Consider the following 23,225-nt stretch of genomic DNA (forward strand, 5'->3'; position numbering starts at 1 on the left):
GCCGGGCCGTGCGCCGGGTGACGGGTGCCTTCGGCGGAAGCCGGGCCGCGCACCGAAAACCGGGCCGCGCCGGCGGGTCGGCTCCCGGTCGGGCCGGCTCCGGGTCGGGCCGGCTCCCGGGCGGGCCGGTTCCCGGGCGCGGCCCGCTCTCAGTCGGGCCGGTCGGAGCGGGTGGCGCCGAAGTGGGTCTCGTGGGTCCAGACATGGGTGCAGGACGGGCACTGGAGGTGGAGCAGGCTGCCGGTGTTCGACAGCAGATAGCGCCAGTGCTCGGAGCAGGTGCGGCCCTGCTCGCACACGGCGCAGCCGCGGCGGTCGTCGCAGTTCGGGCAGGGCACCCAGGCGCGGCGGCCGATGTCGGCCTGCGGGTCAAGCGGCAGCATGGCCGTCCCCGCGTCGCGGGAGCACCCCGGCGGCGACGAGTTCGTCGTACAGGCGCTGCTGCTCGGGGTCGAGGCCGGAGTACAGCAGGTCGGACGCCTCCTGCTCGCCGCGCAGCGCGGCGACCGGGTCCCAGGTCTCGCCGAGGGCCGCCATGACGTGGGTGCGCCGCAGCATCTCGTGCGCGCTCAGGTCGAGGGCGAAGTCGACCGGCGCGGGCGCGCCGGGCCCGCCCAGGCCGGACGCACCACCCGCGCCGCCCGCGTCGGCGGGGTTGCTCGCGCCGCCCGCGTCGGCGGGCTGGTCCGGTTCGCCGGGCAGGGTGGGGCCATGGGAGGACATGAGTCCGAACGTAGGTACGCCCCGCCCACCAGGGCAAGAGCGGGTGGGAGATGTCACAGCAGGTGAGAGCCACGCCAGGACGCCGGGACGCCGGTGGATGCGGGGGCGTACGACCGTACGCCTCCGAGTGTACGATCGTACGCATGACGGCCGATCACTTCGCGGGCGATCCCCGCAGCAACCTGGAGCGCATGCTGGCGGGCGACCTCTACATCGCCGACGACCCGGAGATCGCCCGCCGTCAGCAGCGGGCGGTGCGGCTGGCCGCCCGCTACCAGGCCGGCTACGCCGAGGACGCGGCGGCCGCGCGGCCCCTCCTGGCGGAGCTGCTGGGCTTCCTCGGCGAGGAGGCGCACGTCCGGCCGCCGCTGTACGTCGACTACGGCGGCAACCTCACGATCGGCGCGCGCACCTTCGTGAACTACGGCCTGACGGCCCTGGACGTCGCGGCGATCACCATCGGCGAGGACTGCCGGATCGGCCCCCATGTCCAGCTGCTCACCCCCACCCACCCGCTGGAGCCCGGGCCCCGCCGGGACAAGCTGGAGGCCGCCCGCCCCATCACGGTCGGGGACAACGTGTGGCTGGGCGGAGGCGCCGTCGTGCTGCCCGGTGTCACCATCGGCGACAACTCCGTCGTCGGCGCCGGCGCCGTCGTGACGAAGGACGTACCCCCGGACACCGTCGTGGTCGGCAATCCGGCCCGGCCCGTGCGCACCCTGTGAGTCGGCCGCCATGGCCACCGGACACACCGATCCCCAGCGGCGCGAACGCATCCTCGCCGCGACGCTCGACCTCATCGCCGACGAGGGCGTCGCGGGGGTCTCCCACCGGAAGATCGCCGCGCGTGCCGGCGTGCCCCTGGGGTCGATGACCTACCACTTCGCCGGCATCGACGAGCTGCTGCACGAGGCGTTCCGCCGCTTCACCGACCACATCGTCGCCGTGTTCGAGGCGCACCTGGCCGCGCCCGCCGACCGTGAGCAGGCGAGGGCGGCGGTGGCCGACCTGGTCCACGCCCTGTCCGAGGGCAGCCACCGCGACCTGGTCCTCACCCAGGAGCTGTACACCCTCGCCGCGCGCCGCCCGGCCTACCGGGAGCTGACCCAGGAGTGGATGGCACGCAGCCGGGCCCGTCTGGAACGGCACTTCGACCCGGACACGGCCCGCCAGCTGGACGCGCTGATCGAGGGCCTGACGCTGCACCGCGCCCTGGCCCGGCACCCCCACTCCCGCGCGCTCACCGTGGAGGCCGTGGCCCGTATCACCGCCCCGCCGGGCGGAGCGCCGCGGGGCGGGCGGGACGTTCGCGACACGGCCTAGGGTGAAGGCATGGCCGGCGGCGTGGTGACGCTGTTCCTGTGCGGCGACGTGATGCTGGGGCGTGGCGTCGACCAGATCCTGGCGCACCCCGGCCGGCCGGAGCTGCGGGAGAGCTGGGTCCGGGACGCCAGGGCCTATGTGGAGCTGGCCGAGGCCGCGAACGGCCCGATTCCCGCCCCGGTCCCCGCGGCGTGGCCGTGGGGCGAGGCCCTGGAGGCGCTCGCGCGGGCCGCCCCGGACGCCCGGATCGTCAACCTGGAGACGTCCGTGACGCGCTGCGACGACTTCGCGCCGGACAAGGAGATCCACTACCGCATGCACCCGGCCAACCTCCCGGCCCTCACGGCGGCCCGGCCGGACGTGTGCGTGCTGGCCAACAACCACGTGCTGGACTTCGGCCGCCGGGGGCTGGCGGAGACGCTCGGCTCCCTGCACGGGGCGGGTCTGCGCACGGCGGGCGCCGGCCCCGACGCCGAGGCGGCGTACGCCCCCGCGGTGTGCCCGGCGGCGGGCGGCGCACGCGTCCTGGTGTTCGCGCTGGGCACGGCCTCCAGCGGCGTCCCGCCGCACTGGGCGGCCACCGCGGACCGGCCGGGCGTGGCCCACCTCCCCCAGCCGACGGCCCAGGCCGCCGCCGACGTCGTCCGGCGCGCCCGGCGGCTGCGGCGGCCCGGGGACGTGGTGGTCGTGTCCGTCCACTGGGGTTCCAACTGGGGGTACCACGTCCCCCGCGAGCACGTCCGCTTCGCCCGTCTGCTCGTCGACGGCGGAGTCGACGTGGTGCACGGTCACTCCTCGCACCACCCCCGCCCCGCCGAGGTGTACCGCGGCCGGCTGATCCTCTACGGCTGCGGCGACTTCATCGACGACTACGAGGGCATCACCGGCTACGAGGAGTACCGGGACGATCTGCGGGTGGCCTGGTTCCCCTCGGTGGAGACGGACACCGGGCGGCTCGTGGAGCTGCGCATGGTGCCGCTGGTGGCCCGCAGGATGCGGCTGGAGGAGGCGGGCGCGGCCGACGTCGCCTGGCTGCGGTCGACCCTGGAACGGCTCGTCACGGGCCTGCGCCTGACGTCCGGGACCGCTGGGCGCGGTGAGCGCGGTGAGCGGGGCGGGAACGGCGGGAGCGGCGGGGTGCTGCGCGCGGTGCCGGTGGGCGGGTGAACCGGTGGCCGGGGCAGGGTCCCGGGGCAGGGGCCCGGTGACCGGCCGGCACGGGGCCCGGACCCGGGACCGGCACGGGGCCCCGGCGGCGGACCGACACACGGCCCGGCGGCAGACCGGTCAGTTTCCGAGAAGCCCCCCGCACCCCCACGCCCCTACGCTGACCCGCACGCCCTGCGCCGGCCCGCGTGGCCGTTCCCGTGCGCCCGCGTGCCGTGCTCCACGGTGCCAAGTGGCGCGCGGCGTCCGGTGGTTGAGCGGGCGCGCGGACGGCCGGGCGGCATGACGGCGCCCTGGCCGCAACGTCCCGGGCGGTGGTGCCGGCCCGCCACCACAACCGCCCGCCGACGGCTCAACCGGACGTTACCCTCGGGGCCGGACTCGTCCGGGCCGGCCCCGCCGGTCCGGACCGCGCGGGCCACCGCGCCAGCGACCGCGCCGGCAGATCCCGACGGATGGAGACACGATGAGCATGGCCACGAGGACGGACACCCCCTCGCCCGGGCCGCACGCCGCCGACAGCCACGACCTGATCCGGGTGCACGGCGCACGGGAGAACAACCTCAAGGACGTCAGCGTCGAGATCCCCAAGCGCCGGCTGACGGTGTTCACCGGCGTCTCCGGCTCCGGCAAGAGCTCGCTCGTCTTCGACACGATCGCGGCCGAGTCGCAGCGGCTGATCAACGAGACGTACAGCGCGTTCGTGCAGGGATTCATGCCGAGCCTGGCGCGTCCCGAGGTCGACGTGCTCGACGGGCTGACCACGGCGATCATCGTCGACCAGCAGCGGATGGGCGCCGACCCGCGCTCCACCGTCGGCACCGCCACCGACGCCAACGCGATGCTGCGCATCCTCTTCAGCCGGCTGGGCACGCCGCACATCGGCTCCCCCAAGGCGTTCTCCTTCAACGTCCCGTCCATCAGCGGCGCCGGCGCGGTCACGGTGGAGCGTGGCGGGAAGACCGTGAAGGAGCGGCGCAGCTTCAGCATCACCGGGGGGATGTGCCCGCGCTGCGAGGGCCGGGGCACGGTCACGGACCTGGACCTCACCCAGTTGTACGACGACTCCAAGTCGCTCGCCGAGGGCGCGCTCACCGTCCCCGGCTACAAGCCGGGCGGCTGGAACCACCGGATGTACAGCGAGTGCGGCCTGTACGACCCCAGCCGGCCGATCCGCGACTTCACCGAGGCCGAACTGCACGCCTTCCTGCACCACGAGCCGGTCAGGATGAAGATCGCGGGCATCAACATGACCTACGAGGGTCTGGTCCCGCGGATCCGGAAGTCGATGCTGTCCAAGGACCGGGAGGCGATGCAGCCGCACATCCGGGCCTTCGTGGACCGGGCGGTCACCTTCACCGCGTGCCCCGACTGCGGCGGGACCCGGCTCAGCGAGGGGGCCCGGTCCTCGAAGATCGACGGGCTGAGCATCGCCGACGTCTGCGCGATGCAGATCAGCGACCTGGCGCAGTGGATCCGCGGTCTGAAGGCGGAGTCGGTCGCACCGCTGCTGACCGCGCTGCAGCAGACGCTCGACTCCTTCACCGGGATCGGCCTCGGCTACCTCTCCCTGGACCGGCCCTCCGGCACGCTGTCGGGCGGCGAGGCCCAGCGCACCCGGATGATCCGCCACCTCGGCTCCTCGCTCACCGACGTCACCTACGTCTTCGACGAGCCCACCACGGGGCTGCACCCGCACGACGTCCAGCGGATGAACGACGTGCTGCTGCGGCTGCGGGACAAGGGCAACACGGTGCTGGTCGTGGAGCACAAGCCCGAGGTCATCGCGATCGCCGACCACGTGGTCGACCTCGGCCCCGGGGCCGGCACGGCGGGCGGCAGCGTCTGCTTCGAGGGCACCGTCGAGGGGCTGCGGGCCAGTGGCACCGTCACCGGACGCCATCTCGACGACCGGGCCGCGCTGAAGACGTCCGTGCGGAAGCCGGCCGGAGTCCTGGAGATCCGCGGCGCGTCCACGCACAACCTGCGCGACGTCGACGTCGACATCCCGCTGGGCGTGCTGACCGTCGTCACCGGCGTGGCCGGGTCCGGCAAGAGCTCGCTCGTGCACGGGTCGATCCCGGCCGGCGCGGGGGTGGTCCGCGTCGACCAGGGCGCCATCCGCGGCTCCCGGCGCAGCAACCCGGCCACCTACACCGGGCTGCTGGAACCGATCCGCAAGGCGTTCGCCAGGGCCAACGGCGTCAAGCCGGCCCTGTTCAGCGCCAACTCCGAGGGCGCCTGCCCCAGTTGCAACGGCGCCGGCGTCGTCTACACCGACCTGGCGATGATGGCGGGGGTCGCCACCACCTGCGAGGAGTGCGAGGGCAGGCGGTTCGACGCGTCGGTGCTGGAGTACCGCCTCGGCGGCCGGGACATCAGCGAGGTGCTGGCGATGCCGGTGACCGAGGCGGACGAGTTCTTCGGCGCGGGTGAGGCGCGTACGCCGGCCGCGCACGCGATCCTGCGCCGGCTCGCCGACGTGGGGCTCGGCTACCTCACCCTCGGCCAGCCGCTGACCACGCTGTCCGGCGGCGAGCGGCAGCGGCTGAAGCTGGCCACGCACATGGCGGACAAGGGCGGCGTCTACGTCCTGGACGAGCCGACCGCCGGCCTGCACCTCGCCGACGTCCAGCAGTTGCTCGGCCTGCTCGACCGGCTGGTCGACTCCGGGAAGTCGGTCATCGTCGTCGAGCACCACCAGGCGGTCATGGCCCACGCCGACTGGATCATCGACCTCGGCCCCGGCGCGGGTCACGACGGCGGCCGGATCGTCTTCGAGGGCACCCCGGCCGACCTGGTCGCCGCCCGGTCCACCCTCACCGGCGAGCACCTCGCCGCCTACGTCGGCGCCTGACCCGCCCGGCGCCGCCGCCCGGCACGCTCCGGCGCCCGCGCCCGGCACCGGGCCGCTTGCGGGGGTGCGCACCGGGCGTGGCCGGCCGGGGGCACCCGCACGGGCGCCCCGGCCGGCGAGCCGGGGCGGCGGCGCGTACATCGACACCCGCCGGAACCCGCCGCCGGCACCCCGCGCGAGCCGTCGGCGCTTCCCAGCCGGAGCGCGCCCGGCGGCCCGTACGGCGGCACCCGGCGCGGCACTCCCCGGCGGCCCCGCGTCGACCGCGGCGCCGCGCCCGCACCGGCCGCCTGCGCTGGTCGGGGCGGCCGGGCGGCGGCCCGTACGGCGACGACGGGCACGCCCCTCCGCGGCACCCGGGCACGGCCGTCCAAGGAGACCTGGCGCATCGAGCCGGGAGACGGCGTTCACCACGGAGCCCTCCAGCCTCCCCGACCACTGCGGCACCCCGCCATCACGCACGCGGGACGACGGTCCGGGCCCGGCAGCCCGCCCAGCGCGTGGAGCCGGCCGAGGCCCCGGATCAGGTTCAGCCCAGGTAGAGGTCCTTGCGGGCGGCCACGAACGCCTCGACCGACTGGGCGGGCACGCCCGTCACGCGTTCCACGTCGCCGGACGTGCGGTCGTAGCGGTTCTCCCGGTGCAGCCGGGCCATGGTGGCGATGTGCTCCTCGGTGTGCGGCGGCAGGCCGGCCTGGGCGAGCACCTCGGTGCGCCACCGCTCCGGCGGTACGTCCGCGTAGGTCACCGGGCGTCCCAGGGCCCGTGTGTACTCCTCGGCCATCCCGGTCATGTCCAGGGTGCGCGGCCCGGTCAGCTCGTAGACCTTCCCGATGTGCGGGGCGGGGTCGTGCAGCACGGTGGCGACGACGCGGGCGACGTCCTCCACGGCGACCGGCGAGGTGCGTCCGGTGCCGAAGGGCAGCTCGATCGTGCCCCTGTCCCGGATCGACCGCGCCGCCAGCGTGGTGAACAGCGGGTTGTCGAGGAACGATGTCGGCCGGATGTGCACCACCGGCAGGCCCGACCAGTTCAGCACCTGCTCCGCCAGCCAGTGCAGCCGCTGCTGGTGCGACTCGGCCGTACTCGTGGCGGTCATCTGCGACACCGTCATCTGGGACATGTCCACCAGGCAGTCCAGTGCGCCGTACTCCCGGGCCACGCTCGCCACCACGGCGGTGGCGAGCAGATGGTCGGGCGACACCGGCATCGCGAAGTACATCCGGTCGGCGCCGTCCAGTGCGGCGGCGACGCCGTCGGGCCGGGTCAGATCGCCGACCACGACCTCGGCGCCGAGCGCGCGCAGCCCGGCCGCCCGGTCGTCGTCGCGGCGGACCAGGACGCGCAGGCGCACGTCCCGTGCGCGCAGCAGGTCGAGGACCGCGCGGCCCACGCCTCCGGCGTTGGCGATGAGAACGAGATTGCCGGCTGTCATGGATCGGACTCCTTCTGGTGCGGCCGCGCGCAAGCGGGGCCGGGTGCGGGGAAGTGGGTGGTGGTCCGGGGAACGGATGGGGGCCCGTGAGCACGGTGCGCGGGGCCGGGGCGCGGTGTGCGAAGCCGGGGGGTGGGCTGGACGCGGTGTGCGGGGCTGGGGTCCGGGGCCGGGCCCGCCCCGGGACGCGACGCGGTGTGCGGGGACGGGACCGCGGTGTGCGTCGGAGCGCGGTGCCGCGGTGCGGGTGCCGGGGGCTGCGCAGTCCCCGGGGACACGGGGCGACGGGCCGGGGAAGAGGCGGCCCGGGGCGGGAGGGCGCGGGCCGGGACTCCTCCCCCGGTGCGCCGCCTTCCCGGTGCGTCTCCCAATCTAAGGAGACCGGCCGCGTCCCGCCCGCCGGGGCGTCACGCGGGGGCCGGGGTGCGCGGCCGCCTTCGCCGGGCCCGCAGACCGAGCAGCAGCGCGGCCCCGACGGCCCACACGGCGAGGGTGGTCACGGGTCCGGCGGCGTGGGCGCCGTCGAAGTAGCTGAGATCGGTGATGGCGCGGAAGGCGGCGCCGGGCGGCAGCAGCGCCGAGACGGCGCGGGCCGCGGCGGGCAGCAGGTCGGCGCCGATGGTGGCCCCGCTGGTGGCGTTGCCGACGGTGAGCAGCAGGAGCGTGGCGACGGGGACCCCGACGGGGCCGAGATACGTGCCGAGCAGCTTCGTGGTGAAGGCGGCCGCCGCCGCGAGGAGGGTGAGCGTCAGGATCAGCGGCAGGACCGGAGCGGGCACCGCCGCCAGTACCGGACCCGCGATGACGGCGGCGACCGTGCCGATGGCCAGGGAGGCTCCGGCCAGCAGCCGGAACCGGTGACGCAGGTTCAGCACGCCGGCCAGGCCGAGCGCGTTGGAGCCGAGCACGAAGCCGGCCAGGGTGACGCCGAAGGCCATGTAGAAGCCGGCGAGTCCGCGGGCGTCGAAGCGGGTCAGCGGGACTACGTCCTCCGTGGTCAGGTGCCTGCCCGCTCCGTGGGCATAGGCGCCGACGAGGGCCTTGACCGCCGACGTGGTGGACGCGCCGTCGGCGCCGGCGACCTCCAGGCGCAGCCCGTGCCGCCCGTCCGCGCTGAGCGCGGCGACCACGTCGTGGCTCGTCACCGCCCGGTGCGCGGCGGCGGCGTCCGCGACGGGACGGACGTCGACGCTGCCACCGAGGGCCTCGCGCATGTCGTCCGGCAGGGCGGTCGCGGTGACGGCGACGGGGAGGTGGTGCGGCCGGGGATCCCGTTGGAGTCCGATGTAGCAGGTGATGAAGGCCGCCACGACGACCAGGGCGATCACGGCCGGCTGCAGCCAGGCCCTGACCGGCGGCCGGCGGACGGCTCCGCGGTGCCTGGGGCCGGACGTGGCCGCCGCCGGGAGCGTCTGCGCGGGTGCGTGAGCCGCGGCCGGCTCGGGAGCGGCGGATCGGGCGGGGGTTTCCATGGCGGGGCCTTCTGGTTCTGGGGGGCGTACGTCACGCGGAAGCCGGACCGGCTGCCCGCCACATCAAGACGTTACGAGCATATGCTCCTATTCCCCGGGAGGGCAAGCGGGGTACCCACCGGCCCCGGACGCACGCCCGCCGCACTCACCCCACGGCATCAACTCCCCCGTGTTCTCTTATCCTTGGCCGATGCCCGCACACTCTGTTGACCGCCCGGCCGATCTCGACGTCGTACGTGAGTCCTACGACCGAGTGGCCGACAACTACGCCCACATGGTCGCGACGACGGGAATCGGCGACATCCGCAGACATCCGTGGCTCAAGGCGTCGATCGACGCCTTCGCCGACAGCGTGCGCGGGCTCGGGCCCGTCCTCGACGTCGGCTGCGGGCCCGGAACGGTGACCGCCTACCTCGCCGAACGCGGACTCGACGTGTCCGGGGTGGACCTCTCCCCTCGCATGATCGAGAACGCGCGCCGGCTGCATCCGGAGTGCCGCTTCGCCGTCGCTTCCGCCACCGAGCTCGACCTCGAAGAGGCATCCCTGGGCGGCGTGCTCGGGTGGTGGTCGCTGTTCAACCTTCCCCGGGACGTGCTTCCCCAGGTCCTGGCCTTGTTCGCGCGCGCGTTGAAGCCGGGCGGGCACTTGATCACCGCGACACACGTCGGCGACGAGGACGCGGTGCGCACCGAGGCGTACGGCGGCGTGCCCGTCCGCTGGACGACGCACAAGTGGCAGCCGGAGCAGCTCGTCGCCCTGGTCGAGCAGGCCGGCCTGGACATGGTCGCCGAACTGCGACTTCCCCCGGAGGAGCACAGCGGGCCCGGCGTGGTCGTGATGGCCAAGCGCCCCGGCTGACGATCTCCGAGTCCTTCCAGTCCTTCGAGACCTCCGAGTCACCTGCACCCCTTGGAGCCCGTCGCGGGCGGCGGTCCCGCCGCCTCCGACAGCGCCTCGACGGCTTTGAGGTGCACGGCACCGCGCAGGGCCACCGGCCCGCAGCCGCCGGCCGGCCCGACTCGGTCCCGGCCCTTGTCCTGGATGACATGTACCCGCCATGCTGGGGGCGGAGTCTACTCGCATAGATCCGACGGGCTCCCCCGCTCCACCTGACAGCGCGCCACCCACACCCGCTCCCAGGAGGACCGCCCCGTGAGACCTCGCCAGCGCCGCCGGCACGGCGCCCTCGCCACTGCCGCCGCCACCCTGCTCGCCCTGTCGGCCGGACAGACCATCGCCGCGCTCCCCGCCGCGGCGGCCCCGGCCCCCTCCGCGTCACCCGTCTCCCCCGTGTCCGCGGCGCAGGACCACGCCGCTCGGACCCTGGCCCGCTCGCTGGCCGATCCGGCCTGGCGGCACCGCGTCCAGCAGGCCGCGCTCGCCTCCGACGAGGTGGCGGTGACCTCGCTGGCCGGCGGCGGCCTGAGGTCGCTGCTGGCGGCGGACGACCGCCGGATCACCGAGGCCAAGGGCCTGGACCCGGCCGTCGGCTCCCTGCTGCGGCTGCGGCTGGGGGACGCCTCGATGCGGGGCGAGGTGGCCGCCGGGGCGACGCCCTGGGTCGTAGCGGCCACCGCCGACGACGACGCCACGGAGGTCGTCGCCTACGACAGCCGCGGCGGGACCCACCGGCTCGACGCCCGCCACGCGCCCGGCCGGCCGGTGTACGTCGTCGACATCGACGGCTCCAAGGCGCTCGCCGCCGGCCTCGACGTGCTGAACCGGCAGCTCAACCGCTACGGCGTGACCTCCGCCGCACCGGCCCCGGCGCCAACCGCCGCGGCGGGGACGGCCGGGGCGGGGACGGCAGCCGCGCGTGAGACCGGCCGGGCCGCGGCCGCCGGCGGCTTCTGGACCACCCGCATCGCCGCGGTGGAGCTCTCGGACGACGAGGAGCCCTGGGTCAAGGGCGACGCCGAGATCTACACGCTCGTCACCGGCTTCGGCCAGGACGGCAAGGTGCGCGTCGACCCGGTCGACATGCCGTACCTCGACAACGACGGGACGGTGTACCGGCCCGGCCAGATCCTGGTCAACTGGTCGTACTACAAGTACAACCTGGCCGACGCCGTGATGATGGAGGAGGACGGCAGCACCAACTACCGCGACCTCGCCAAGGCCATCGCCGGCGCGCTGCTCACCATCACCGACCACGGGGCCTACATCCCGCTGGTCAACGCGGTCCTCGACGCCATCCCGGACGACTGGTGGACCGACGACCCGGACTACGTCGACTCCTGGTACACCCTGGCGCGCACCGACAACGGCACCCGGTACGGCGCCCGCGGCAACGGCTGGATGACCGTGGAGCCGTATTTCGTGCAGGAGCTGTGAGCCGCGCGCGCCGTGCCCGCGGGGGGCCGTCCGCGGGCGCGGCGCGTGTCACGGGAAGCGGGAAGCGGGGCGGGGGCGGTAGGGCGGCGGGGCGGCGGGTTTACGCCGCGGCCCGCTCCACCGGCTGCGGCGCCGCCTCTTCCGCGTTCAGGCACTCCGCCAGGCAGCGGGTGCGGGAGAGCGCGAAGACGCCGTAGGTGAGCAGGGCGAAGCCGAGCACCGAGGACACGATCCACATGCCGGTGCGGGGCTGCTCGGCGTAGAGGGCCACGCCGAGGACGACGCCCGTCACGGCGTCGGTGAGGGTGAGCGCGGGCTGGGAGGCGATGAGCGGGCCGGCCTGCATGGCGGTGCCGAGCAGGAAGAGGGACACGCCGCCGATCACGGCGAAGGCGTAGGTCTGCCAGGTCAGGAAGAAGGCCGAGACGCCCCGGTCGCCCAGGATGCCCATGGCCGACTTCATCAGCGCGGCGGTGAGCGCGTTGCCGAGGGCCGCTCCCGCGGCCAGGCAGGCGGCCCGCGCCAGGCCGAACGGCCGGCGCAGCGCCGTCACCACGAGCGCCACGCCGATGCCGCCGATGATCGCGAGCGTGGGGACCCACCACAGGCCGGGCACCCAGTCGCGTCCCCCGGACGGCTCCAGTGAGACGAGGAAGACGGCGAGCCCCACGGCGATGCAGGCCACCGCCGTCCAGGATCTGCGCGACCGGTGCACGTGGAAGACGATGCCGCCGACGATCAGGGCGAGCGGCAGCTCGAGGATGAAGACGGGCTGGACGACGGCGAGCGAACCCCAGGCCAGGGCCAGGGCCTGCAGGATCGCCGACAGGACGACGCCGATGATGCCGGCGAGCCACACCGGGGTGCGCAGCAGGTCGACGATCAGCCCGGGGCGCAGCGACGTCGAGGCGGGCACGGTCAGCGCGGCACGCCGCTGCAGCACCGTGCCGAGGGCGTTGCTGCACGCCGCCAGGGTCGCGAGTAGGACGGCGAGAGCCATGACCGGACGACTCCTTTCAGGCCTGCGGCCACCGACTGCCCCCCACACGACATGCGGCAACCGCGGGGTCCGTCGTCGCATTCCGGGTGCGGCGTTTCCACCCGTTCCCCCACCGGTGCTCCCTCGCGTTGCGGATGCCGGGTCACGGCGTCACGGCGGGTGGTCCTTGCATCGGAGGATCGCCTCCGGTTAAATGGAGGAGTACCTCCGATTCTTCCGGGGCTGCGGCACGTGCGCGTCCTTGCCGGGCCGCGGCCGGCCGGTTCGCGGCCTGTCCCGCCCCGTCTCATCACCCACTCGCCTCACCAGTCTCCCCCTCCTTCGCATCACCCGCCTGCCTCACGGCAGCGGCCGTCGCACCGGCCTCGCCGGCCCGGTCCGCGCCGGCCTCGCCCCCGGTCCGCACCGGCCTCGCCGGCCCGGTCCGCGCCGGTGTCCCCGGCCGCGGTGCCGCGGCCGGCCGGAAGCGGCCGGGTGACACTCCTGCGAAACGTCCCGAGAAGGGAAACCACCATGAAAGACCTGACCACCACCGTGGAAGACCTCACCGCGCGCCCTTGCCTGCGGCGGGTCCGTCTGCCCGGAACCGTCGGCGTCGGCGGCTGGTCCCCCGCGGGGACGGGACAGCGTTCCGGTGCCCGGCGGGACGGGCGCGCCGGCTGTGTCCGCGGCGCGCTGTCCCTCCCGTCCGCCGAGGGCACCCACGACGGACCGGGCGGAACGCCCCGGCTGCCGGACTGACCCGCCGGCGGCGCCGGCCCGCCTCCGGAGGCCGGACCGACCCGGCGCCGCCCCGCCGGAGAGGCCGGGGCCACCCCGCCGGAGAGGCCGGCGTCGCACCCCCGGGGAGGCCCCGACGCCGGCCGGTCCCACGCGGGCGGCGCCCCCCGGGGACTCACGGGACGGGCCGCAGCGTGCGCGGGGAGGGTGGCGTCGTGCGGACCGCGGCGACGTCACCCGCACCGGGCCGGCTCCGGTGTCACGTGCACGGGGTCTCCGTCACCCGCACGGGGGACGTGTGCGCCGCCGTCCGGCCGACGCGCTGAACTGCGGCTCCCCGGCTAGCCTGAGGTGAGATGTGCTCGTTGCGGCCGCGGCCGGCCGCCCACGCCCCCGCCCGCCCCGCATGTCCACGTGCCGGGGTGCCGGCGTGGCGCGGCACCGGTCCGGCCGGCGACCGAGTCCCAGGGGGGCACATGGCCGAGGTCCGGTTCGAAAGGAACGCCCCATGCCCTTCGCCACCGCCAAGGACGGAACGCAGATCTACTTCAAGGACTGGGGGTCGGGTCAGCCCGTCGTCTTCTCCCACGGCTGGCCCCTCGTCGCCGACGCCTGGGACCCGCAGGCGAAGCTGATGGCGGACCACGGCTTCCGGGCGGTCGCCCACGACCGGCGCGGCGGCGGGCGCTCCGGCCAGCCCTGGGACGGCAACGACCTGGACACCTACGCCGACGACCTGGCAGCCGTCATCGAGACCCTCGACCTCAGGGACGTCGTCCTGGTGGGCCACTCGACGGGCGGCGGCGAAGTCACGCGCTACGTGGGCCGGCACGGGACGGGCCGGGTCGCCAAGGCCGTCCTGCTCGGGGCGATTCCGCCGCTGATGCTCAAGACGGACGCGAACCCGGAGGGACAGCCCCTCGACGTGTTCGACGGGATCCGCGCAGGGGTCCTCGAGGACCGCTCGCAGTTCTACAAGGACCTCAGCGCCCCGTTCTTCGGCGCCAACCGGGACGGGGCGAACGTCTCCCAGGGCACCCGGGACCAGTTCTGGCTCTGGTCGATGTCAGTGGGCATCAAGGGCGCCCACGACTGCGTGAAGGCGTTCTCCGAGACGGACCTCACCGAGGACCTGAAGCGGATCGACGTGCCGACGCTGATCGTGCACGGCGACGACGACCAGATCGTGCCGATCGTGGCCGCCGGCGCCAAGTCCTCCAAGCTGGTCAAGGACTGCGTCTACAAGGTCTACGAGGGCGCCCCGCACGGTCTGTCGATGGTCCCGGAGTTCGCCGGGCGGTTCGACGCCGATCTGCTGGAGTTCGCCCGCGGCTGACGCGCCGACACCGCCCGGTCCGGCCCGCCCATGCCCCCTGCCGGCGCCGCGACGGCCGGTGGGAGGCGGGGCGTGTCGCCGGGCCCCGGCCCGGCGCGCCGACGCGGCGGGCCCGCACGAGGTCCCGGGCGGTCCCGGTGGGCTCCCGGCTAGCCGCGCCCGAACGGAACGGGACGGTCGGGCTCCGACGAGACCGAGGGCTCGGTCGTCGTGACCCCGCTCACGGCACTGACCCGCTCGTCGCCCCCTGCTCCGTCGCGCCGCTCCTGCGGATCGAGCGTGCAGCGGACCTGACGGTCGGCGAAAGCGTCGGAGACCGGTGCGACCACCCAGAGCGCGTCGGCGATCCCCCCGCGGTGGACGCGGGTCAGCTCACACGTCTGCTTCTGGGTCACGGGGCCGTCCGGCGGGGGCGCCGCGACGGCGGAGGAGGCGGAGGCCAGGGTCGCCGCCAGGCCGATGACGGCTGCGGCAGCCGAGTACGCGAGAGAGCTGTGCGGACGCTGCATGCGCGGAGTTTTCATGATCACACTGTGGGTGATCCCTATACCCGGTTGGAAGGACGACAGACCCTTCGGCGGCCGAATGCACCCGATCGTGTCAACCGCGGCTTCGGCGCGGAGGCGGCGGGGAGCAGGCGAGGAGCACCTCCCGCACACCGGTCCGGGAACAGCCGGAGGACGGGTGAGGGGCCGTCAGAGGGTGGGAGCCGGGGCGGGCGTCGCCAGTCGTGAGCCCGTCGGGGTGCGCCGGTAGAGGACCGCGCGACCGGCGCGGGCGCGGGCGACCAGGCCCGCCCGGTGCAGCACGCCGAGGTGGTACGAGACCGTGGCCGGGCTGAGGAAGTGGCGTTCGGCGAGCTGCGCGGTGGAGGCCGGACGGGCCAGCGCCGTGAGCAGTCCGGCCCGGGTGGGACCGAGCAGCCTGGCCAGTTCCGCGGAGGGCGGCGCCGGCGTCCCGGTCCGGTGGCGCACGGGGCAGGCCACCATCGGCGGCCGGCGTCCGCCGGGCAGCGGGTCCACGGCCACGGCCGGCCCCGCCGCCACCAGCGACGGCACCACGAGGAGCAGGGGCACGGCCATCCGCAGGGTGAACCGGCTGTCCACGCGCAACGTGCCCTCGGACCAAGTGATGTCCGGGTGCAGGGAGTTGAACAGGCCGGCCGCGCCGCGCCGCGCCAGGACGCCGGCGCACCGGTCGACCTCCGCGTCCAGCGTCGCCTTGGCGGCCTCCCAGTGCGGGGCGAAAGCGAGATCCCAGTAGCGCCGCAGTTCCTCCGCCGCCTGCCGGGCGACATGGGCGCCGCCCCGGTCCATGGCCCGCCGCACCCGCGGGGGCAGCCGGGAGGCGGCCAGGCCGTTGCGGGGGCGGCCGTCGCGCAACGCCTCCAGCTCGCCCAGCACCCGGTCCGGCGCGGTGGAGCGGACCCGTTCCAGTTCCTCCTCGACGGTGGGCGAGGGACCCGACGGGTGCGGGCTGAGGAAGTCGGGCAGATAACCGCCCCCGTCCAGGGCGAGCGCCGACAGCAGCGGCAGCTCCGCCCGGCGCAGCACCCGCCGGGCGTGCGCGACCCAGGGATCGGCCTGCGCGGCCGGGCGCAGTCCCCACGGCAGCAGCGTCGCCGCGACCTCGTGCAGCGGCGAGACCGCGAACCGGGAACGGGCCAACCCCTCGGCGTCCACGGTCAGTTGGATCATGCCCCGCCGCCTCCCCTGTCCCCCGGGTCCACCGCCCCACGGCCGTTCGAACGTACTCGAATCGTCGCACGGAGTCTCGCCTTCCAGGGCCCGATCGCGCAGCCTGGTGCGGACGCGGCCCGGGACGGCCCGGGGCGCCCGAGCAGGGGGTGCGTGAATGCGTGGCATGCCGGGTGTGCGCCGGGGTCGGACGCCGATGACGCTGGGTCCGGGGGCGCGGCGGCGCGGGCGTGCGGGGCGGGGGGCGGTCGCGCTGGCCGCCGCCGGTGTCCTGATGCTGTCGGGGACGTGCACGTCCGTGGCGCAGGACCGGGCCGCCGCGACGCCCGCCGGGAAGAGCGGGGGACTGTCCGGGGCCGCGGCCTGCCCGGGGCTGAACGGCTTCACCTGCGCCACGCTCACCGTCCCGCTGGACCACCGCGGCGCCGTACCGGGCCGGCTCGGGCTGAACGTCGCCATGGCCGACAACACCCGCGCGCCCAAGGGCGTTCTGCTCTTCCTCACCGGCGGTCCGGGACAGCCGGGAGTGCCGTTCGTCGAACGGATCAGCCAGCGGCTGGCGCCCGTCCTCCAGGACTACCGCCTCGTCATGATCGACCAGCGCGGCACGGGCGCCAACGCCCTCCAGTGCCCGCAACTGCAACGGGAGATGGGGTCGTCCGACCTCACCCCGCCCACCGCCCGCGCGGTGACGGACTGCGCCGCGGCCGTCGGCGCCGGCCGGCGGTTCCACAGCACCGCCGACACGGTCGCCGACCTCGAACTGCTGCGCAGGGCGCTGGGCGTGCGCAGGATGACGCTCGACGGCGTCTCGTACGGCACGTACACCGCCGAACGGTACGCGCTGGCCCACCCGCGGCACGTGGCGCGGCTGGTGCTGGACTCGGTGGTCCCGCAGACCGGTTACGACCCGATGGACCGTGCCGCGCTGCGGGCGGCGCCCCGGGTACTGACGGCGGCGTGCCGGGCGACGGGCTGCGCCACGGACCCGGCGGCGGACCTGGCCGCGGTGGTGGACCGCTACGGCAACGGCGTCGACGTCATCGACGCCCTGACCACCTGGGAGTTCGTGGACCCGGACTACACCGCGATGATCGACGCGCTGCACCGGGCGGCGGACGGCGATCCGGGACCGCTGAAGGGCCTGATCGCGGGGGTGCGGGAGGGCAGCGCGGCCAGTGCCGAGGAGCTCAGCCAGGGACTGCACGCCGCCACGCTGTGCGCGGACGGGCGCTATCCGTGGGGCAGGGCGGACGCGCCGGCGGCCGGACGCGAGGAGGCGCTGCGCAGGGCGGGCGACCGGCTGACCCCGGCCGACTACGGCCCCTTCGACGCCGCCACGGCGACCGGTCTCGGCTCGATGCTCAGCTGTCTGCACTGGCCGCGCACGCCGGTGGGTCCGCTGCCGCCGGCCCACCGCAGGCTGCCGGGCGTGCCGGTGCTGCTGCTCGGCGGCGACCGGGACCTGTCGACGCCGCTGGAGTGGCTGTACGACCAGAGGCGGCTGACGCCGCGCGCGCGTGTCGTGGTGGTGCCGGGGGCCGCGCACTCGGTGCAGAGCCGAGCGGCCGACGACAAGGGCCGCCGGGCGGTGTTCGACTTCCTGCTGGGGCGCTGACCGGCCCGTGCGGCGGGCCGGTCAGGCGGTGCGCTCGCGCAGGCGGTGGGGGTGGGCCGGGTAGACGCCGAGGATGCGGACCTCGGAGGAGAAGAACCGCAGTTCCTGCAGGGCGAGGGCGACGCGGGGCTCGTCGGGGTGGCCCTCGATCTCGACGTAGAAGCGGCTGGGGTTCAGGCCCGCGCCCAGCTGGTAGCTCTCGATCTTGGTGAGGTTCACGGAGCTGCTGGCGAATCCGCCGAGTGCCTTGTAGAGGGCGCTCGGGATGTTGCGGACGCAGAAGAACAGGCTCGTCATGGTCGCCTCGTCCGTGCTCGGCGGGACGGCCGCGTCGCGGGAGAGCACCACGAACCGCGTGGTGTTGTCCGGGTCGTCCTCGACGCCCGCCCGCAGGACGTCCAGGCCGTAGAGTCCGGCGGCGGCGGGCGGGGCGAGCGCCGCGTGCCGCGGGTCGCCGAGTTCCGCCACCTCGCGGGCGGCGCCCGCGGTGTCGTCGCTGACGAGCGTGCGCCAGCCGCCCTCGCGCAGGATCTTCCGGCACTGCCCCAGGGCGTGGACGTGGCTGCGCACGCACTCCACCGTCTCGGGGGTGGCGCCGGGGACGCCCATCAGGTCGAAGCGGATGGCGAGGAAGTACTCGGCGACGATGAACAGGCCCGATTCGGGGAGCAGATGGTGCACGTCCGCGACCCGGCCGGCGGCGGAGTTGTCCACCGGGATCACCGCCAGGTCGGCGGTGCCGAGCGTGACCGCGTCCAGGGCCTGTTCGAAACCCGTGCAGGGCACCTCGGCGCAGCCGGGGTACAGGTGGGCCGCGGCGGTCGCCGAGTTGGATCCGGGCTCACCCTGGTATGCGACGGTCGTCACCGTGTCCTGCCTTCCACCGTGGAGGTCGCGTCGTCGGACGACAGGAGGTCCACCGTAGACCTCGGACGGCGCGGTCCACGGCGGTGCCCACGATGCAAGACGGTGGCGGGGCCGGCGGCGGACCGCGCCGGCCCCGCCACCGGAAGGCGCCCGCCACCGGAAGGCGCCCCGCCACCGGGGCGCCCCGCCGCCGGATGCCGCCGGATCAGGCCTCGGCGCGCTTGGGCAGCCGCCAGTTGGGGCGCGGGAAGTGGCAGGTGTAGCCGTCCGGGTAGCGCTGGAGGTAGTCCTGGTGCTCCGGCTCGGCCTCCCAGAACGGCCCGGCCGGCACGACCTCGGTGACCACCGGTCCGGGCCACAGGCCCGAGGCCTCCACGTCGGCGATGGTGTCCTCGGCGACGCGGCGCTGCTCGTCGTCGAGGTAGAAGATCGCCGAACGGTAGCTGGAGCCGATGTCGTTGCCCTGCCGGTTCTTCGTGGTCGGGTCGTGGATCTGGAAGAAGTACTCCAGGATCGTGCGGTAGTCGGTCACGGCCGGGTCGAAGGTGATCTCGATCGACTCGGCGTGGCCTTCGTGCCGGCGGTAGGTCGGATGGGCCATCTCGCCGCCGCTGTAGCCGACCCGGGTGCCGGTGACTCCCGGCTGCTTGCGGATCAGCTCCTGCATGCCCCAGAAGCAGCCACCCGCCAGCAGGGCCCTGCCCTCGTTCTTGGTCATCGCGTCTCACCCTTCTCCGCAGGCCGGACCACCATTTTCCCACGAACGTCCGCAGCAGTGCGTCACCGGTTCGAATGGTGACGCAATGATGCCAAACCCCCGCTCACCAGTCAAGAAAGTGACGACCGGCGCCGCCGCCTCCGTCACTTGCTTGACCGGTGACGCTGCACCGCCCGGCAGGGACGCACCTCACACGCGTTACCACCTTGACCGGTGACGCTCCCCGTGTCAGCCTGACCGTCCCGGCGGGCGGCGGACAGGGTCCGCCACCGGCCCCAGCGGAGGGAGAACCATGGACACCCATGACGTCGTGGACAGCGCCGCGATCGCGCGCCACGCCAAGTTCGGCAAGCTGCCCGACCGCATCCCCTACACGGACATGGTCGCCGAGAAGCCGGCCGGCCCGAGGAACCCGGCGGGCGACTCCTACGACCCCGAGGGGGCCTGGATGAACTTCTCCTGCCTCGCCGTCGACCTGGGGCTGTGACCGCCCCGCGGACGGCCTGAAGGGATCAGGGGGCCGGCCGCGCGCACGCCGACGCGGCCGGCCGCCCGGTCAGACCAGCGCGTTCTTGTAGAAGATGCTGGAACGGCGGTCGCCCTCCTCGCCGGTGGCGAACCCGAGGAAGAGGCGGGACTCGCCCGCGTCCGTGCGGTAGATGGCCAGGCCCTCGGGCTCCCGGTAGGTCAGCGTGGAGCCCGCCTTGGTCAGCGTCGGACCCTGGGCGATGGCGCCCGTGTTGACGTTGATGCTGGTCAAGTACGTGTTGCCGGGCTCCGGGTTGGAGTCGGAGTAGGCGTTGCCCGTCAGGTAGTACATGTACGAGCCGTACAGGGTGTAGCCCTGGGCGGTGCCCGAGATCGCCGGCGGGGTGAACTGGGCCAGCGGGTTGCCGAAGTCGCCGCGGTCGGTGTCGGAGGCGTCGTAGACCGCGATGTGCTTGGCGCCGTCCTTGTGGTAGCGCACGATCATGCGGTCGTACACCGGGTCGATGGAGCAGGTGTACTCCGCGGCGCCGGATATCGGCTGGAACTTGGTGACGCTGCTGGAGGAGGCGTCCAGGGTGGTGCCCGCGGAGTACTTGATGCGGGACAGCTTGGTGCCGTAGCCGTTGCCGTTGGCGTCGGACTCGATCCACAGGTAGCTGGTGCCGCCGCTGGGGCGCACACCGAACGCGACGCCGTGGCCGAAGCCGTTGAGGTGCATGTAGGAGATGTAGTTGCCCTGGAAGTCCAGGTGGCTGATGCACAGGTCGCCGTCGGACTCCGCGCTTCCGGCGCGCTTGGCGGCGACGAACAGGCGCTTGTTGACCGAGTCGAAGGCGAAGCTCTGCTGGACGCGCTTGCTGTGCAGTTCCTTGCTGCGGAACAGGTCGTAGGAGGGCTGCGACAGATCGAACCGCGGACTCGTGCTCACCGACGCCGAGGCGCCCGAGGCGCCGTAGCCGAGCCCGAGGGCGGCGAGCGAGACACCGGCGCCCGCGCGCAGCAGTCCTCGACGCGAGGGGGACGTACGGGAGTTGAGATCCATGAAGGTGCTCCTGTGGGGAAGGCGAACGCAACTCCCGCACCTTATACGGGTCATGGCGACGTCCCCCGACGTCCCCCGCGACGGTCCCGGGTCCGCGCCGGGCACTGTGAGCCACCTCACCGTCCCCGGCCGCCGCTCCCGCCGCGGGCGCGAACCGCCTGGCAGACGCGCCGGGACGGAGGCCGGTGGCCGTCCGGTGGCAGGATCCGTCACCAACCTGTCATTGCAGCCGGTGCGGCAGCCGATACAGGCTGTGACCGTGCTGGAGCGACGAGTTGTTGTGGTGGTGTACGCCGGAGCGCTGGCGCTGGACATCACCGGACCGATTGAAGTGTTCGACACGGCCAACCGGCTTCTGCCGCCGTCGGGCGCCCGCTACCGGATCGACTTCGTCTCCCCCGACGCGCCGCTGGTGCGCATGAGTTCGGGTCTCAGCGTGGAGGCCTCGCCGCTCGAGGCGGCGCGGGGTCCGGTGGACACGCTGCTCGTGCCCGGCGGCTGGGGGCTGCGCGACGCACTGCGCAACCGGGAGCTGATCTCGTGGATCCGCCGGGCCGCGGCCCGCTCCCGCCGGGTCGCCTCCGTGTGCGGCGGGTCCTTCCTGCTGGCCGAGGCGGGTCTGCTCGACGGCCGGCGGGCCACCACCCACTGGGCGTACAGCGAGGCGATGGCCGGCCGCTACCCGGAGGTCACGGTGGACGCCGAGCCGATCTTCGTCGTCGACGGCCCCGTCGTGACCTCCGCGGGGGTGTCGACCGGGATCGACATGGCACTGGCCCTGGTGGAGGCGGACCACGGCGCCGCGCTGGCGCTGCGGACGGCGCGGTACCTGGTGCTGTTCCTCAAACGGCACGGCGGGCAGGCCCAGTACAGCGACGTCCTCGACGCCCAGCTGGCCGACCACCCGCCGATCCGTGCCGCGCAGGAGTGGATCCTGGACAACCTCCAGGATCCCCTGCCGGTGGCCGAGCTGGCGAGACGGGCCAACATGAGCCAGCGCAACTTCGCCCGGGTCTTCCGGCGCGAGGTGGGCACCACCCCCGGCCAGTACGTCGAGCGGACCCGCATCGCCCGCGCCCGCGAGCTCCTGGAGAACACCGATCTGGCGATCGGCCAGATCGCGCGGCGCTGCGGGTTCGGCGCTCCCGAGACCTTCTTCCGCTCCTTCGGGCGGTCCCTGGGGCTCACGCCCAAGGAGTACCGGCACCGCTTCCAGGTGATCTCGCCCTCGGGCCTCATCGACCGGCACCACACGACGGACAGGAGCCCCGCATGACCACCACGACCACCACGACCCCGGACGTGCCCGGCGCGGCGACGTCGGAGTCGGCGTCGGCTTCGGCGTCGGCGTCGGCGTCGGCGTCGGCTTCGGCTTCGGCTTCGGCGTCCGTGCGCCTCGTCGACCACCTGGCCGGGGAACTCGCCCGGGCCGGCGTCACCCACCTGTTCGGCGTCGGCGGCGCCAACATCGAGGACGTGTACGACGCCGTGCACCGCGGCGGCGTCGTGCAAGGCGTCGTCGCCAAGCACGAGTTCTCCGCGGTCACCATGGCGGACGGCTGTGCCCGCACCACCGGGCGGCTCGCGGTCGTGGCCGCCACCTCGGGCGGCGGGGCGATGAACCTCGTACCGGGACTGGCCGAGGCGTACGCGTCCCGGGTGCCGGTGCTGGCCCTGGTGGGCCAGCCGCCGACCGGCCAGGAGGGCCGCGGGGCGTTCCAGGACTCCAGCGGCCGGGCGGGCTCCTTCGACGCCCGCGAGGTCTTCGCGCCGGTGTCCCGGTTCTGCGCGCGCGTCGACACGGCGGAGGCCTTTCCCGCGCTGCTGCGCCGGGCGATGGCGGCGGCCCGGGCACGTCCGCGCGGGCCGGCCGTCCTGCTGCTGCCGAAGGACGTGCAACAGGCCCCGATCCCCGTCCGGGACCCGCACGCGACGAACGCCGCGCCGGACAGCGACGCGACGACCGCGGCGCCGGACCGCCATACGGCGGCCTCGGGCATCCCGACCGCGGGCGCCCCTAGCGCGGCGCCGGACCGTCGGGCGCCGGTCCCGGGCACCCCGACCCCGGGCACCCCGACCTCGGGGCCCGACCCTCGCGCGGCAACCACGGGCAGGCCGATCGCGGGGCCGGACCGTCGTACGGCAGTCTCAGGCGCCCCGACCGCGGCGCCCGACCGCCGTACGGCCGCCTCGGGCGCGCCGACCGCGGTACCCGACCACCACGCGCCGAACTCAGGCACGCCGACCCCGAGGCCGGACCGCCACACGCCGGCCCCGGACACCCCGACCACGGCGCCCGACCCTCGCGCGGCAACCACGGGCACGCCGACCGCGGGGCCGGACCGTCGTACGGCAGTCTCAGGCGCCCCGACCGCGGCGCCCGACCGCCGTACGGCCGCCTCGGGCGCGCCGACCGCGGTACCCGA

At 74.7% G+C, this 23,225-nt stretch carries 22 protein-coding genes; 12 read left to right on the forward strand and 10 right to left on the reverse strand.

Going from position 1 to position 23,225, the window contains the following annotated elements; translation table 11 throughout:
- Window positions 1–149: 149 nt before the first annotated feature.
- Window positions 150–383 carry a hypothetical protein gene (locus tag ACI2LW_RS23825; protein ID WP_404733248.1) on the reverse strand — a complete coding sequence of 78 codons (234 nt, stop codon included), beginning with the start codon at window positions 381–383 and terminating at the stop codon, window positions 150–152.
- On the reverse strand, window positions 370–723 hold the full coding sequence (locus ACI2LW_RS23830) for a DUF6400 family protein (RefSeq protein ID WP_404733249.1): 354 nt from the start codon (window positions 721–723) through the stop codon (window positions 370–372). Before ACI2LW_RS23830 ends, ACI2LW_RS23825 begins: the two co-directional genes overlap by 14 nt.
- Before the next feature lie 143 nt (window positions 724–866).
- Here ACI2LW_RS23830 and ACI2LW_RS23835 point away from each other — a divergent pair, with 143 nt between their 5' ends.
- From ACI2LW_RS23835 to ACI2LW_RS23850, 4 genes are all read left to right on the forward strand, one after another.
- On the forward strand, window positions 867–1,448 hold the full coding sequence (locus tag ACI2LW_RS23835; RefSeq protein WP_404733250.1) for a sugar O-acetyltransferase: 582 nt from the start codon (window positions 867–869) through the stop codon (window positions 1,446–1,448).
- A 10-nt stretch (window positions 1,449–1,458) separates the two neighbouring features.
- A complete protein-coding gene (locus ACI2LW_RS23840) occupies window positions 1,459–2,046 on the forward strand; it encodes a TetR/AcrR family transcriptional regulator (protein WP_404733251.1) in 588 nt (195 codons plus the stop codon).
- Between the two features lie 9 nt (window positions 2,047–2,055).
- Entirely contained in the window at window positions 2,056–3,213 is a 1,158-nt protein-coding gene (locus tag ACI2LW_RS23845; RefSeq protein ID WP_404733252.1) for a CapA family protein, read from the forward strand.
- 466 nt (window positions 3,214–3,679) lie between these two features.
- Complete coding sequence (locus tag ACI2LW_RS23850) at window positions 3,680–6,070, forward strand: ATP-binding cassette domain-containing protein (RefSeq protein ID WP_404733253.1); 2,391 nt, start codon at window positions 3,680–3,682, stop codon at window positions 6,068–6,070.
- 529 nt (window positions 6,071–6,599) lie between these two features.
- Here ACI2LW_RS23850 and ACI2LW_RS23855 read toward each other — a convergent pair.
- Both ACI2LW_RS23855 and ACI2LW_RS23860 read right to left on the reverse strand, forming a co-directional pair.
- Window positions 6,600–7,505 (reverse strand): NAD(P)H-binding protein, encoded by a 906-nt coding sequence (locus tag ACI2LW_RS23855; RefSeq protein ID WP_404733254.1) that lies wholly within the window; start codon window positions 7,503–7,505, stop codon window positions 6,600–6,602.
- A 407-nt stretch (window positions 7,506–7,912) separates the two neighbouring features.
- Window positions 7,913–8,977, reverse strand: coding sequence for a hypothetical protein (locus ACI2LW_RS23860; protein WP_404733255.1), 1,065 nt, complete (start codon window positions 8,975–8,977; stop codon window positions 7,913–7,915).
- Between the two features lie 190 nt (window positions 8,978–9,167).
- Here ACI2LW_RS23860 and ACI2LW_RS23865 point away from each other — a divergent pair, with 190 nt between their 5' ends.
- Together ACI2LW_RS23865 and ACI2LW_RS23870 are read left to right on the forward strand one after the other, a co-directional pair.
- Entirely contained in the window at window positions 9,168–9,836 is a 669-nt protein-coding gene (locus tag ACI2LW_RS23865) for a methyltransferase domain-containing protein (RefSeq protein WP_404733256.1), read from the forward strand.
- Window positions 9,837–10,130: 294 nt separating this feature from the next.
- Complete coding sequence (locus ACI2LW_RS23870; RefSeq protein WP_404733257.1) at window positions 10,131–11,312, forward strand: DUF3103 family protein; 1,182 nt, start codon at window positions 10,131–10,133, stop codon at window positions 11,310–11,312.
- Window positions 11,313–11,412: 100 nt separating this feature from the next.
- Here the strand turns inward: ACI2LW_RS23870 and ACI2LW_RS23875 are convergent, their stop codons facing one another.
- A complete protein-coding gene (locus ACI2LW_RS23875) occupies window positions 11,413–12,312 on the reverse strand; it encodes a DMT family transporter (RefSeq protein ID WP_404733258.1) in 900 nt (299 codons plus the stop codon).
- 513 nt (window positions 12,313–12,825) lie between these two features.
- Between ACI2LW_RS23875 and ACI2LW_RS23880 the strand changes: the two genes are divergently transcribed.
- Window positions 12,826–13,053 carry a hypothetical protein gene (locus tag ACI2LW_RS23880; RefSeq protein WP_404733259.1) on the forward strand — a complete coding sequence of 76 codons (228 nt, stop codon included), beginning with the start codon at window positions 12,826–12,828 and terminating at the stop codon, window positions 13,051–13,053.
- A 487-nt stretch (window positions 13,054–13,540) separates the two neighbouring features.
- Window positions 13,541–14,368: an alpha/beta fold hydrolase gene (locus ACI2LW_RS23885; RefSeq protein ID WP_404733260.1), complete on the forward strand. Its 828-nt coding sequence runs from the start codon at window positions 13,541–13,543 to the stop codon at window positions 14,366–14,368.
- Window positions 14,369–14,517: 149 nt separating this feature from the next.
- Here ACI2LW_RS23885 and ACI2LW_RS23890 read toward each other — a convergent pair whose 3' ends face one another.
- Both ACI2LW_RS23890 and ACI2LW_RS23895 read right to left on the reverse strand, forming a co-directional pair.
- Window positions 14,518–14,892 (reverse strand): hypothetical protein, encoded by a 375-nt coding sequence (locus ACI2LW_RS23890; protein ID WP_404733261.1) that lies wholly within the window; start codon window positions 14,890–14,892, stop codon window positions 14,518–14,520.
- 171 nt (window positions 14,893–15,063) lie between these two features.
- Window positions 15,064–16,065, reverse strand: coding sequence for an ArsR/SmtB family transcription factor (locus ACI2LW_RS23895; protein ID WP_404733262.1), 1,002 nt, complete (start codon window positions 16,063–16,065; stop codon window positions 15,064–15,066).
- Between the two features lie 196 nt (window positions 16,066–16,261).
- Between ACI2LW_RS23895 and ACI2LW_RS23900 the strand changes: the two genes are divergently transcribed.
- Complete coding sequence (locus ACI2LW_RS23900; protein ID WP_404733263.1) at window positions 16,262–17,683, forward strand: alpha/beta fold hydrolase; 1,422 nt, start codon at window positions 16,262–16,264, stop codon at window positions 17,681–17,683.
- 21 nt (window positions 17,684–17,704) lie between these two features.
- Here ACI2LW_RS23900 and ACI2LW_RS23905 read toward each other — a convergent pair whose 3' ends face one another.
- Entirely contained in the window at window positions 17,705–18,550 is an 846-nt protein-coding gene (locus ACI2LW_RS23905) for a prephenate dehydratase (RefSeq protein ID WP_404733264.1), read from the reverse strand.
- A 205-nt stretch (window positions 18,551–18,755) separates the two neighbouring features.
- Window positions 18,756–19,268, reverse strand: a complete 513-nt coding sequence (gene msrA, locus ACI2LW_RS23910) for a peptide-methionine (S)-S-oxide reductase MsrA (RefSeq protein WP_404733265.1) — start codon at window positions 19,266–19,268, stop codon at window positions 18,756–18,758.
- A 292-nt stretch (window positions 19,269–19,560) separates the two neighbouring features.
- Between msrA and ACI2LW_RS23915 the strand changes: the two genes are divergently transcribed.
- A complete protein-coding gene (locus ACI2LW_RS23915) occupies window positions 19,561–19,755 on the forward strand; it encodes a hypothetical protein (protein WP_404733266.1) in 195 nt (64 codons plus the stop codon).
- A 69-nt stretch (window positions 19,756–19,824) separates the two neighbouring features.
- Here the strand turns inward: ACI2LW_RS23915 and ACI2LW_RS23920 are convergent, their stop codons facing one another.
- A complete protein-coding gene (locus tag ACI2LW_RS23920; RefSeq protein WP_404733267.1) occupies window positions 19,825–20,799 on the reverse strand; it encodes a teichoic acid biosynthesis protein C in 975 nt (324 codons plus the stop codon).
- A 196-nt stretch (window positions 20,800–20,995) separates the two neighbouring features.
- Here ACI2LW_RS23920 and ACI2LW_RS23925 point away from each other — a divergent pair, with 196 nt between their 5' ends.
- Window positions 20,996–22,075, forward strand: coding sequence for a GlxA family transcriptional regulator (locus ACI2LW_RS23925; protein WP_404733268.1), 1,080 nt, complete (start codon window positions 20,996–20,998; stop codon window positions 22,073–22,075).
- On the forward strand, window positions 22,072–23,225 hold a 1,154-nt coding region (locus ACI2LW_RS23930), incomplete at its 3' end, for a thiamine pyrophosphate-binding protein (RefSeq protein ID WP_404733269.1). The genes ACI2LW_RS23925 and ACI2LW_RS23930, both read left to right, overlap by 4 nt.

Origin of the sequence: Streptomyces sp. NPDC004065, from assembly GCF_044903565.1 — a bacterium.
In the GTDB taxonomy this organism is placed as follows: Bacteria; Actinomycetota; Actinomycetes; order Streptomycetales; family Streptomycetaceae; genus Streptomyces.

Excerpts from the sequence above, each read along its gene's own strand:
- ACI2LW_RS23890 (WP_404733261.1), bottom strand. The coding sequence starts at position 14,892 with ATGAAAACTCCGCGCATGCAGCGTCCGCACAGCTCTCTCGCGTACTCG.
- ACI2LW_RS23850 (WP_404733253.1), top strand. The coding sequence starts at position 3,680 with ATGAGCATGGCCACGAGGACGGACACCCCCTCGCCCGGGCCGCACGCC.
- ACI2LW_RS23915 (WP_404733266.1), top strand. The coding sequence starts at position 19,561 with ATGGACACCCATGACGTCGTGGACAGCGCCGCGATCGCGCGCCACGCC.
- ACI2LW_RS23875 (WP_404733258.1), bottom strand. The coding sequence starts at position 12,312 with ATGGCTCTCGCCGTCCTACTCGCGACCCTGGCGGCGTGCAGCAACGCC.
- ACI2LW_RS23825 (WP_404733248.1), bottom strand. The coding sequence starts at position 383 with ATGCTGCCGCTTGACCCGCAGGCCGACATCGGCCGCCGCGCCTGGGTG.
- ACI2LW_RS23845 (WP_404733252.1), top strand. The coding sequence starts at position 2,056 with ATGGCCGGCGGCGTGGTGACGCTGTTCCTGTGCGGCGACGTGATGCTG.
- ACI2LW_RS23885 (WP_404733260.1), top strand. The coding sequence starts at position 13,541 with ATGCCCTTCGCCACCGCCAAGGACGGAACGCAGATCTACTTCAAGGAC.
- ACI2LW_RS23895 (WP_404733262.1), bottom strand. The coding sequence starts at position 16,065 with ATGATCCAACTGACCGTGGACGCCGAGGGGTTGGCCCGTTCCCGGTTC.
- ACI2LW_RS23855 (WP_404733254.1), bottom strand. The coding sequence starts at position 7,505 with ATGACAGCCGGCAATCTCGTTCTCATCGCCAACGCCGGAGGCGTGGGC.
- ACI2LW_RS23900 (WP_404733263.1), top strand. The coding sequence starts at position 16,262 with ATGACGCTGGGTCCGGGGGCGCGGCGGCGCGGGCGTGCGGGGCGGGGG.
- ACI2LW_RS23920 (WP_404733267.1), bottom strand. The coding sequence starts at position 20,799 with ATGGATCTCAACTCCCGTACGTCCCCCTCGCGTCGAGGACTGCTGCGC.
- ACI2LW_RS23865 (WP_404733256.1), top strand. The coding sequence starts at position 9,168 with ATGCCCGCACACTCTGTTGACCGCCCGGCCGATCTCGACGTCGTACGT.
- ACI2LW_RS23840 (WP_404733251.1), top strand. The coding sequence starts at position 1,459 with ATGGCCACCGGACACACCGATCCCCAGCGGCGCGAACGCATCCTCGCC.
- ACI2LW_RS23860 (WP_404733255.1), bottom strand. The coding sequence starts at position 8,977 with ATGGAAACCCCCGCCCGATCCGCCGCTCCCGAGCCGGCCGCGGCTCAC.
- ACI2LW_RS23830 (WP_404733249.1), bottom strand. The coding sequence starts at position 723 with ATGTCCTCCCATGGCCCCACCCTGCCCGGCGAACCGGACCAGCCCGCC.
- ACI2LW_RS23880 (WP_404733259.1), top strand. The coding sequence starts at position 12,826 with ATGAAAGACCTGACCACCACCGTGGAAGACCTCACCGCGCGCCCTTGC.
- msrA (WP_404733265.1), bottom strand. The coding sequence starts at position 19,268 with ATGACCAAGAACGAGGGCAGGGCCCTGCTGGCGGGTGGCTGCTTCTGG.
- ACI2LW_RS23835 (WP_404733250.1), top strand. The coding sequence starts at position 867 with ATGACGGCCGATCACTTCGCGGGCGATCCCCGCAGCAACCTGGAGCGC.